At 53.9% G+C, this 9142-nt stretch carries 8 protein-coding genes; 3 read left to right on the top strand and 5 right to left on the bottom strand.

The window, feature by feature from the left end; genetic code table 11:
• The first annotated feature begins 283 nt into the window (after positions 1-283).
• A complete protein-coding gene (uspC, locus tag GYRE_RS16770; protein WP_006820453.1) occupies positions 284-712 on the top strand; it encodes a universal stress protein UspC in 429 nt (142 codons plus the stop codon).
• 38 nt (positions 713-750) lie between these two features.
• Here uspC and otsA read toward each other — a convergent pair whose 3' ends face one another.
• The 5 genes from otsA to GYRE_RS16745 all read right to left on the bottom strand — a co-directional run bounded on the left by otsA (position 751) and on the right by GYRE_RS16745 (position 6651).
• Positions 751-2169 (bottom strand): alpha,alpha-trehalose-phosphate synthase, encoded by a 1419-nt coding sequence (gene otsA, locus GYRE_RS16765; protein WP_006820454.1) that lies wholly within the window; start codon positions 2167-2169, stop codon positions 751-753.
• Complete coding sequence (gene otsB / locus GYRE_RS16760) at positions 2166-2927, bottom strand: trehalose-phosphatase (RefSeq protein WP_006820455.1); 762 nt, start codon at positions 2925-2927, stop codon at positions 2166-2168. Before otsB ends, otsA begins: the two co-directional genes overlap by 4 nt.
• A 161-nt stretch (positions 2928-3088) precedes the next feature.
• On the bottom strand, positions 3089-4069 hold the full coding sequence (gene araH / locus GYRE_RS16755; protein ID WP_038256802.1) for an L-arabinose ABC transporter permease AraH: 981 nt from the start codon (positions 4067-4069) through the stop codon (positions 3089-3091).
• Between the two features lie 14 nt (positions 4070-4083).
• Positions 4084-5598 (bottom strand): L-arabinose ABC transporter ATP-binding protein AraG, encoded by a 1515-nt coding sequence (gene araG / locus GYRE_RS16750; RefSeq protein ID WP_006820457.1) that lies wholly within the window; start codon positions 5596-5598, stop codon positions 4084-4086.
• 72 nt (positions 5599-5670) lie between these two features.
• Positions 5671-6651, bottom strand: a complete 981-nt coding sequence (locus tag GYRE_RS16745) for an arabinose ABC transporter substrate-binding protein (protein WP_006820458.1) — start codon at positions 6649-6651, stop codon at positions 5671-5673.
• A gap of 470 nt (positions 6652-7121) precedes the next feature.
• Between GYRE_RS16745 and GYRE_RS16740 the strand changes: the two genes are divergently transcribed.
• Entirely contained in the window at positions 7122-7625 is a 504-nt protein-coding gene (locus tag GYRE_RS16740) for a non-heme ferritin-like protein (RefSeq protein WP_038256800.1), read from the top strand.
• A gap of 170 nt (positions 7626-7795) precedes the next feature.
• A complete protein-coding gene (locus GYRE_RS16735; RefSeq protein WP_006820460.1) occupies positions 7796-9139 on the top strand; it encodes an anaerobic C4-dicarboxylate transporter in 1344 nt (447 codons plus the stop codon).
• The last annotated feature ends 3 nt before the right edge of the window (positions 9140-9142 follow it).

Here is a 9142-nt window from a genome sequence, read left to right as displayed (position 1 = left end):
TAACGTTATCGTTTTAGGTTTTTGCGATGATTGCCTTAAGAAACCATTTAGTCTTTGTTAATTTACTTAAGCAACCAGTTAAAAAATTATTATTAATTTCGTAAATTTTAGATAAGACGATCATTTATCTTAACGAAGTGCTACATAGCCCTATTCTTTCTATAAGAATAATTAATGAATAATAAGAGAGCGCTCACACTTCCGGGTGATCCACTGCTTGCGTGGGCGTGGTAAACAGAGTAAAGAGAGAAAGAGGGCCGGTTCGCTAACCCAGGGAGGTACAATGTCTTACGCACATTTGCTCGTCGCCGTAGCACCCACACCCGAGAGCAGGATACTGATCAATAAAGCCGTCTCTATCGCACGCCCGCTTCAGGCGCGTGTCAGCATCATCACTTTTCTTGCCGATCCTGAAATGTACAACCAGTTCGCCGCACCGATGATGGAAAACCTTCGTGAGTTGATTCAGGAGGAGCGCCAGCAGTTTTTGCAACAGCTGATCGATTTTGCCGATTACCCCATTACGCAAACCCTTATCGCCTCTGGCGAACTGGGCTGCCACGTGAAGCATTTTTGCCAACAAAATCAGGTGGATTTGGTGGTCTGCGGTAACCACAACCAGAGCTTTTTCTCGCGCGCTACCTGCTCTGCGAAAACGGTTGTCGGAACCAGCTGTGTGGATGTGTTGTTGGTTTCACTTGAGGCTGAATAGTGGCTCAACGCGCCCTTTGCGGGCGCGAAGCACAACGGTTATGCCAGTTTCGGAAAGGTCGCTATTTTTTGCCGCTGACGTTCATTACCCGCCCGCACAATACTACTCAGGTCACTGATAAATCGTTTCTGCCACTGGTGAATATCATTATTTTTAATGACCGCCAGCATCTCATGGTGCCGGGCAAGCCGCTCTGCAAGCGGCATGCTGAGCGCCCTGTCGAGTGCGGCGGCGACATCATCGCGATCGTAAGGATTCACAATCAGCGCTGCGGTGAGTTCATTCGCCGCCCCGGCAAACTGAGATAGCACCAGCACGCCAGGGTTTTCAGGATCCTGCGCCGCCACAAACTCTTTCGCGACCAGATTCATGCCGTCGCGCAGCGGTGTCACCAGCCCGACGTCGGAATAACGATACACCTTCATCAGAAGTTTACGGTCAAAATGCTGATTGAGATAAAAGAGCGGCGTCCACCCCAGTTGCCCGTACTGCCCGTTGATCCTGCCCGCCGCCGTTTCCAGCTGATGGCGAATATCCTGGTAGGCCTGCACATCCCCGCGGGAGGTCGGTGCAATCTGTGTGTAGCGAATTTTACCGTGGTGCTGGGGGTACTTTTCAAGCAACGTCTCATAGGCCTGAAAACGCTCTGGCAATCCTTTCGAATAATCCAGCCGCTCCACCGAAAAAATGTTTTTCAGGTTCTTCAGTTCGGCCTTCAGCTGCGCCAGTTTTGGCGGCAGCGGGCCCTGGGCCTGGCGCGCAATCTCTTGCGGTTCAATCCCTATCGGATACACCGCCGTGCGGAAGATTTTACCCCAGGCCGTGTGCATATCGCCCTGAGTGATGACCTGCGTCTTCCCGGCAACACAATCAAGAAACGCCTGGCAGTCGCTCCCGGTCTGAAAGCCCAGCAGATCGTAGTCAGCCATCTGTTCCAGCAGCTCAGCGTGGGGAGGTAGTGCGGTAAAAATCTCCGGGGTTGGGAACGGGATATGCAGGAAAAAACCGATTCTGTGCTTAACACCGCGCCGACGGAGCTCTGCCGCCAGCGGCAACAGGTGATAATCGTGGATCCAGAGAATATCATCCGCCTCCAGGAGCGGAACGAGCTTATCCGCTATCAGAGCATTCACGCGCTGATAGCCTTCCCAGGCTTCGCGCTGATAGTTAACCAGGTCGAGCCGATAGTGAAACGCTGGCCATAACACGGCGTTGGAGAATTGATTGTAGTAAAGCTCATGGTCGGCTTCGCTCAGGTTGAACGTCGCCCAACTGATATTGCCCCGGGAGGTCGTCTGTAGCGGCGCATTTTCATCCCCTGTTTCTCCACTCCAGCCGAACCACAGCCCGCCCGTAGACTTCAGCGCCCCCAGAACGCCCACCGCCAGGCCACCGGCGCTGGCGGTTTTGTCGTCAGGAGGCGCCACACGATTCGATACCACGACTAAACGACTCATCGCGCTTCCTCCTTACCGCTGTCATCGGTCAGTGCTTTCAGCCACTCATGCACTGCCCGAACGTTAGCCACACGATACTGCGCCTGAGTCTCGCCCTCGCCCACTTTCACCGACACCCCGCCAAGGCGGTTAACCACCGCAAAGCCGCTCTCATCGGTCAGATCGTCACCGACAAATAGCGGTCGACGCCCGGAGAACGGTGGCTCCTGCATGAATGCGGCGATCGCCTCACCTTTATTGATGCCTTTCGGCTTCAGCTCAATCACACACTTCCCCGGCTGCAGCGCCAGCTGCGGAAAGCGTTCGACGATGCCCTGCGCCAGCTTCCTGATAGCCGCTTCGTGCTGCGGCGCCTGACGGTAGTGCAGCGCAAAGGCCATCCCTTTGTTCTCCACCTCACTGCCGGGTAAAGATGCCATCGCCCGCTGTAGCGTGGTCTGCACCTCACGGGCCAGCGATGCCTGCAGCGTTACCGCATGGCGTTGACCATTGATGTCACGGCGTTCAGCCCCATGGACACCGGCGAGAGGAAACCGCCAGGGGTTAGCGAGCGCGTCAAGCTCGTCCATTGAGCGCCCTGATATCAATGCCACTGCGCCACGATGACGGTCGCTGAGCAGGGTTAGCATCAGCAGCACATCGGGGGGAAGCAGGACCTGATCGGGATGGGGTTTTATCTCAGCAAGCGTTCCATCAAGGTCAAAGAATAAAGCCAAATTACCCGTTAAATGAGGTGGTATGGTGAGTGTCTCAGCCACTCTGTCCCTCCTTTTTGCGCGGCCCGGGACCGCTTGTTAATAAAAAGTTATCAACGATAAGTATAGACAGTGTGACCTTCCTCGCCATTTTCAAATGAAAACGCCAGCGGCATTAGCCACTGGCGGAAAGTAAGCATTAGACTTAAAGGTTGCGGGAAAAATCAGACCGCACGGCGGGATTTTTGCTTATATCTGTCGAAGATAACCGCCGCGAGCAGAATCAAGCCGCGCACCACATATTGCGAAAACGGCGAGATATTCAGCAGGTTCATCGCATTCTCAACGGTACCCAGAATCAGTACCCCGGCGACGACGTAGGAAATCTTGCCAATCCCCCCTTTCAGCGATACCCCACCCAGCACGCAGGCCGAGATAACAATCAGCTCATAGCCAATCGAGGTCATCGGTTGGCCGCTGGTCATCCGCGAGGCAAGAATTATCCCGGCGGCAGCGGAAACCAGACCAGAAAGCACAAAGATAATAATCTTGGTACGCACTACCGGCACCCCGGCCAGGCGCGCCGCCTCTTCGTTACCCCCAATCGCCAGCGTGTTGCGGCCAAAAGTGGTTTTATTGAGCAACAGCCCGAAGATTATCAGGCACCCAACCGTCAGCCAGATAGGTGCCGGTAGCCCAAACCAGTTGGCATAGCCGAGCGTAAAGAAGCGCTCATCCTCAATACCGACGGCTTTGCCGTCAGAAATGATATACGCCAGCCCACGGACAATCTGCATGGTTGCCAGGGTCGTTATCAGCGCGTTGATTTTGAGGCGCGCAATCACAAAACCGTTGACCAACCCGCATAACGCCCCAAGCAGCAGACCGGCAAATACGCCGAGCCACAGGCTTTCTGAGAGGTTAATGACCACCGCCGTCGTCACCCCGGCACAGGCGATAACCGAAGCCACCGAGAGATCAAAATCGCCGGAAGCAAGGCAAAACAGCATTCCGCAGGCCACCATGCCGGACATTGAGATAGCCAGGCCCAGCCCTTTCATGTTGATGAAACTGGCAAAGTTAGGCACGAAAATCGCACAGCCGATAAACAGCACCGCAAACACCACCAGCATGCCGTATTGATCCCAGACGCGGGCGAAGCTGAGTGCCGGACGAGCCGTGCCAGGTGTAGTAACTGAAGACATCATAAACTCCTTAATCAGGCGATAGCCTGGCTGACTTTAGGCATGGCAAGGCTGAGCGCCTGCTGTTCATTGGCGCTTGTGTGCAGTAGTTCTCCGGCAATTTCCCCTTCACGCATCACGACAATGCGATCGGCAACGCCCAGCACTTCCGGCAGGTCGCTCGAAGCAAAAAGCACCGCAACTCCCGACTTCGCCAGCGCGTAGATGACGTTGTAAATCTCGTGCTTCGCTCCCACGTCGATACCGCGCGTGGGTTCGTCGAGCAAAATGACCTTCATCTCCTCCGACAACCAGCGACCAAGGATCGCTTTCTGCTGATTTCCACCGGAGAGATTCATAATCAATTGTTCCGCACCCGGGGTTTTTATATTCAGGGAATCAATATGATGAGCCGCGTTGCTGGCTTCCCAGCGATTATTGATAACAAATCCGGCGGTGATGTGTTTTCGTCGGGCGCTGATATTGATGTTATCGCGCACCGAATGCACCGGGATAATGCCTTCGGCTTTACGATCCTCCGGGCAGAGCATCATGCCGGCGCGGATGGCCTGCGCCGGTTTGTTTATCTGCACCGGCTGGCCGTCGATCCACACCTGTCCGCCGGTAATGCAGGTACCGCCAAACAGCCCCTTCATCAGTTCGCTACGGCCAGCCCCTACCAGGCCAAACAGCCCGACGATCTCACCGCTGCGTACGGTTAAATCAACCGGCATCCGTACCCCCGGGGCTTTAACCTGTTCAAGCCGCAGGCGCTCGACGCCAAATTCACGCGGCTGCCAGCCGTAGATATCGCCGATGTTTCGTCCCACCATAGCCTGCACCAGGCTGTCGTGGCTCACTTCCTGCATATCGGTAAAGGTGCGGACATAGCGCCCGTCTTTAAACACCGTCACCGCATCGCTCAGCGCAAAGATCTCCTCCATGCGATGAGAGACATAAAGAATGACGCGCCCTTCGTTGCGCAGCTCGCGGATAACCCGGAACAGGTTGTCTATTTCCCGCGCCGACAGCGAACTGGTCGGCTCATCAAAGGCAATGATTTTGGCGTTTCGCGCCAGCGCCTTGGCGATTTCCACCATCTGCCACTGTCCGATAGAGAGGTACTTGAGCGGTGTCTGCGGGTCGATATCCAGCCCAAGGTGCTGCAGCTGCAGGGAAGCTTCATAGTTCAGCAGCGAGCGGTTCACAATGCCGCCCTTATGCGGCAGTTGCCCGAGATAAATGTTCTCAGCGACCGTCATTTCCGGCACCAGATGAAGTTCCTGATAAATGATGGCTACCCCGGCATTCAGCGCCGCTGTGGTATCAGGGAACGTCATCTCCTGCCCGCGGATGCTGATATGGCCTGCGGTCGGCGTATAGTTACCGCTGAGAATTTTCAACAGCGTGGATTTTCCGGCGCCATTTTCGCCCATCAACGCATGCACCTGTCCGGCATAGCAGTCGAAGCTGATGTCAGAGAGTGCTTTGACGCCCGGGAAGGTTTTGCTGATGCCATGGAAAGAGAGGTACGGTGTAGACTGTTGCATAACGACTCCGCCAGTAGATTCACACGAGTAATACCCCGAGGCACAGGTACCTCGGGGCACTGCGTACGTCGGTTACAACCCTTTCTTCGCCAGCTCTTCTTTGAAGTTGTCGCGGGTAATCAGCACCACATCGGTGACCGCCGTGAATTTTGGTGGCTCGACGTTTTTCTCTACCCAGTTGTACAGCTGTTCACTGGTTTTATAGCCATGCACGTCCGGGCTCGGCAGCAGAGAACCGTAGAAACCGGTGGCCTGCGCCTTCGACAGTTCGTTCACTGCATCCACGCCGTTAATGCCAATGCCAATCACGTCCGCGGCTTTAAAGCTCTGACCTTCCGTCGCCCGCACGCCACCCAGCACGGTGTTATCGTTCATGCCGATAATCAGCCAGTGTTTGACTTCCGGATGCTGGACCAGAAGCGAGTTACCGGCGTCGAAGGCACCCGGGATATCGTTAGATTTTGTCGGAACCTGATAAATCTGTTTTTCCGGGAAGCCCGCAGCCTTCAGCGCATCCATGGAGCCGGTGGTGCGGCGGCGAGCGGTATCGAGTTCGTTGGCGGTAATCACCATCGCGCCGGTGGTTTTCACATCCCAGCCGCGTTTTTGCATCTCTTTATACAGTTCCTGCCCCTGACGGGCGCCGATCTCACTCGCCGCCATCATCACCAGAGGCACCTCCTCCATCGGCTTGCCCTTGGCGTTGACGAACTGATCATCTACCGTTATCACCTTCATATCGTAACTGCGAGCCTTCGCCACAATCGCAGGCCCCAGTTTCGGATCGGGGGTGCAAATCACAAATCCTTTTGCGCCGCTGGCGGCCAGGCTGTCGATAGCATTAAGGGTTTTCTCACCGTCGGGCACGGCAATTTTGATGACATCGAATCCCAGATCCTTCCCGGCTTTATCGGCGAAGCGCCACTCGGTCTGGAACCAGGGCTCTTCCGGTTGTTTCACCAGAAAACCAAGTTTTAAATTCTCTGCGATAGCCGATTGTGACATAACCGCGGCAAGACCGATCGCCGCCAGGGCTTTAGTAAATTTGTGCATGGTATACTCCAGCTGTAATGCTCTTTTATGTAGGGAAAATTCAGGCTTTAAATTTTATTCAGACATAAAACAACGCATTAGCAATGAACGAGAAACTCAGTGCTGATGTGAAAACATTAATAGCGGGAAATTAATTATCCATAAGAGAGCGCCATCACACGGCAGAATTACCGTAAGTTCGTACATGGATTTAGCAAAAAATGACATAACAAGGCCAGCACCTGGCAGACAGGCCGCGGCTCGCGTAGCATGATTGTCCATCTCGATAGCTGAATAATGACATCAACCTGTTTTAGAAATAATACATTTGTCTTATCGGTAGTTATAAAATCCTAAAAAAACAGCCAGTGTATGATATATATTTCGGGTTGTTGTAACGAAAGGTAAATACACCAATTTGAGAGTTTTCTTAGCACCATTTGCGCGCTATTCTGAGGTCTGCTGATACGCAATTAAATAAGGATATTTTTATGGCTGTCACTGGAATTGCACAAAAACTCAATGCACAGATGAATCTCGAGTTTTACGCGTCTAATCTGTATCTGCATTTTAGCGACTGGTGCAACAAGCACCACCTGAATGGAACCGCAACCTTTCTCCGTACCCAGGCCCAGGCGAACGTGACTCAGATGATGAGAATGTTCGATTTTATGAAGAAATCTGGCGCATGGCCCATCATCAAAGCCGTCGACGCTCCCTGTGAAGAGTGCTCCACTCTGGAAGATCTTTTCCTTAAATCACTTGAAGATCACCACCAGCGTTGTCATACCCTGTCGGCATTAACAGCGGAAGCCGTTGCCGCCGAAGACTCGCGCACGCTGAGTTTCCTGCACATGCTGGAAAAGGAACAACAGCAGGACGGTATTTTATTACAAACCATCCTTGATGAGGTGCGTAGCGCCCGCAGAGCTGGCCTGTGCCCGGAACAAACCGACCAACATCTGTTGAACGTGGTCAATCACCAGCAGCACTAATCCTCGAGACTTCCCGCCGGGTGCCTGACGCCCGCGGGGAGAAATGTTAAAATAATGTACACAAGCATCTGTTTTTCCTCTTTTTTATAAATCTGACCTATGTCTCACTGATTATTATCACATCATGTAATTATCTGCCCAGTTCCCCTTACAAAATGTGCAGGTATCGCATGATTACTCTTGAGTTCGTTGTCATTATTGTTTGTTTGCTGGTAGGGACCCGGTTTGGCGGAATGGGGCTGGGGTTAATCAGTGGCATAGGTTTGTTTGTTCTGTGCTTTATCTTTGGTCTTGAGCCCGGCAAACCGCCGGTTGACGTGATGCTGACGATCCTCGCGGTCATCGGCTGTGCGGCAACGCTGCAAACGGCGGGTGGCCTGAACGTGATGATGCAGTTTGCCGAGCGGCTACTGCGTAAACATCCCCAGCATATTACTCTGCTGGCTCCCTTCACCACCTGGACGCTGACCTTTCTGTGCGGTACCGGCCACGTGGTCTACACCATGTTTCCAATCATCGCCGATATCGCACTAAAAAAAGGCATTCGTCCGGAACGCCCGATGGCCGTCGCCTCTGTGGCATCGCAAATGGCGATCACCGCATCACCGGTTTCGGTGGCGGTCGTGTCGCTGGTTTCTATTCTCGGCGCGCAGCACGGCATTGGCCAGGCATGGGGGATCCTGGAAATCCTCGCCATTTCCGTACCGGCCTCTCTGTTTGGCGTAGCGATTGCTGCGCTGTGGAGCCTGCGTCGCGGCAAAGACCTGGCGGATGACGAAGAGTTTCAGGAAAAACTGCGTGATCCGAAGCAGCGCGAATTTATCTATGGCAGCAGCGAGACGCTGATGAACCAGCGTTTTCCTCGTGAGGCCTACTGGTCAACGTGGATTTTCTTCGCCGGTATTCTGGTGGTGGTGCTTCTGGGGGCCATCCCTGAGCTGCGTCCTTCATTTGAGGTAAAAGGTAAGCTCGCTCCGCTCTCTATGAACCTCGTCATTCAGATGATGATGCTCATCGCCGGTGCGGTCATGCTGGTCGCCTGCAAGGTGAATGCGTCCACCATTTCCAACGGCGCGGTCTTTAAGGCTGGAATGGTCGCCATTTTCTCAGTATTCGGCGTGGCGTGGATGAGCGACACGTTTTTCCAGGCGCATCTCTCCGAGCTGAAACTGGCGCTTGAGGGGGTCGTCAAGAGCCACCCGTGGACCTACGCCATTGTCCTGTTCCTGGTATCAAAACTGGTAAACAGTCAGGCTGCGGCGCTGACGGCGGTTGCACCAATGGGATTGATGCTCGGCGTAGAGCCGAAAATGCTGGTCGCCTTCTTCCCGGCTTCCTATGGCTACTTTGTGCTGCCAACCTACCCAAGTGACCTTGCCTGTATTGGCTTCGATCGCTCCGGCACCACGCGTATCGGGAAGTTCATCATCAACCACAGCTTTATTCTGCCGGGCCTGATTGGTGTGGCCTGCGCCTGCGCGGCCAGCTATCTGCTGGTGCAAACGTTCTTCTGAGGA

It is taken from the genome of Yokenella regensburgei ATCC 49455, from assembly GCF_000735455.1.
GTDB lineage: Bacteria > Pseudomonadota > Gammaproteobacteria > Enterobacterales > Enterobacteriaceae > Yokenella > Yokenella regensburgei.
Note: the sequence above shows the minus strand (reverse complement) of the source record. Positions and strands in the feature narration are given on the sequence as shown.

Coding starts and splice junctions, on each gene's coding strand:
- GYRE_RS16735 (WP_006820460.1), top strand. CDS start 7,796: ATGATTACTCTTGAGTTCGTTGTCATTATTGTTTGTTTGCTGGTAGGG.
- GYRE_RS16740 (WP_038256800.1), top strand. CDS start 7,122: ATGGCTGTCACTGGAATTGCACAAAAACTCAATGCACAGATGAATCTC.
- uspC (WP_006820453.1), top strand. CDS start 284: ATGTCTTACGCACATTTGCTCGTCGCCGTAGCACCCACACCCGAGAGC.
- otsA (WP_006820454.1), bottom strand. CDS start 2,169: ATGAGTCGTTTAGTCGTGGTATCGAATCGTGTGGCGCCTCCTGACGAC.
- araH (WP_038256802.1), bottom strand. CDS start 4,069: ATGTCTTCAGTTACTACACCTGGCACGGCTCGTCCGGCACTCAGCTTC.
- GYRE_RS16745 (WP_006820458.1), bottom strand. CDS start 6,651: ATGCACAAATTTACTAAAGCCCTGGCGGCGATCGGTCTTGCCGCGGTT.
- araG (WP_006820457.1), bottom strand. CDS start 5,598: ATGCAACAGTCTACACCGTACCTCTCTTTCCATGGCATCAGCAAAACC.